Origin of the sequence: Streptomyces atriruber (assembly GCF_001418325.1) — a bacterium.
GTDB classification, from domain to species: Bacteria; Actinomycetota; Actinomycetes; order Streptomycetales; family Streptomycetaceae; genus Streptomyces; species Streptomyces atriruber.
Genome location: NZ_LIPN01000627.1, coordinates 1 through 1,175 on the forward strand (window position 1 = coordinate 1; position 1,175 = coordinate 1,175).

Annotated in this window: 1 protein-coding gene and 1 pseudogene; one reads left to right on the top strand and one right to left on the bottom strand. The window is 64.9% G+C overall.

Annotation, left to right across the window (positions count from 1 at the left end; all coding sequences use genetic code 11):
- Positions 1–194: pseudogene (locus AOK03_RS39450) on the bottom strand (NAD-dependent malic enzyme); the annotation flags it as partial.
- Between the two features lie 615 nt (positions 195–809).
- On the opposite strand from AOK03_RS39450, the gene AOK03_RS39455 reads away from it, so the two are divergent.
- Positions 810–1,175, top strand: a 366-nt coding sequence (locus AOK03_RS39455) for a transporter substrate-binding domain-containing protein (RefSeq protein ID WP_157869225.1), incomplete at its 3' end; no start/stop codon positions are given.

Below are 1,175 nucleotides of genomic sequence, written 5' to 3' on the forward strand. Positions count from 1 at the left end.
CTGCACACTTTCGCGACGCCGGGCGTGTACGCCAGGGACAGGTCGTCCTTGTCGCGGACCGGCACGGTGGCCTGCACGGCCATCTTGCCGCCGCGGTGCAGCGCAAACGCCGGATCGAAGGGCTCGGCCGCACCCGCGGGGCCCTGCTGATCCGTACTGCTGTCGCTGCGAGGATTGACGATCTCCGCTGCCACTTGTCTGACCCCTTAAGTCTTATTCATCAGTTGAGGGTGTCCACTCCCGGTTGAGAAGTGGGCGGGCACCGCGTCCGTGCCCCACCTGTCGGCGGGGGGAGGTACGGACACGCGGGCGCGCCGCACACGCGCCCTGGGCCCCGGATGAGGGGTGTAGCCAACCTTTGTACCTGAAGGCAGTGGGCACGGGCGAGTGACATTGGTTGCAGCATGGTCCGCAGAAGTCCCTGGAGGGCGGGACGAGTGTCACTGGGGGAAAGCGGAGGGAAAGAGATCCACTCGGCGCCGCCCGAACCGTTACTGGATCTTCCCCGAACAACCGGATGTCCGTATTCTCCGGATAGCGCATTTCATGGCGCATTCCGGAACCGAACCGTCCACATCGCGAGATTCACCGGATATCTCTTGGTTGACGACGTTTCACTCCGACCCCTATACGCCCCCGCCATACCGGGATGTCGCGATTCGAGGCTGGCCCGTTATCCGATTTTGACATCTCCGGCACCCAGAATCGGACGGTCCGAATGGCAAGATGCCGTCATCACACGAGGTCGCGACACCCGAAGGTGTGTGCCCGACCCATCGGCAACTCCCTCATCCGCCGGAGGACCCACCATGACCGCCAGCTCCATTTGTCGTAAGACCGCAGGCAAGTCCGCGAAGTCCCGGATTGCCGCGGTCGGCACGATCGCGGTCGTCGGCTCGCTGCTGCTTTCCGGCTGCGGCGACCAGACCAACGACAAGGAGAGCGACTCGGTCAGCAATGCCCCGCTCGCCGACAAGCTGCCCGCTGACATCCGCGCCCAGGGCGTCATCAAGGTCGGGTCCGACATCGCCTACCCGCCGGTCGAGTTCAAGGACAAGTCCGGCAACACCGTCGGTATCGACCCCGACCTGGGCGAGGCGCTGGGCAAGCAGCTCGGCGTGAAGTTCGAGTTCGAGAACGGCACCTTCGACACCCTCCTCGGCGGCCTGCGCTCC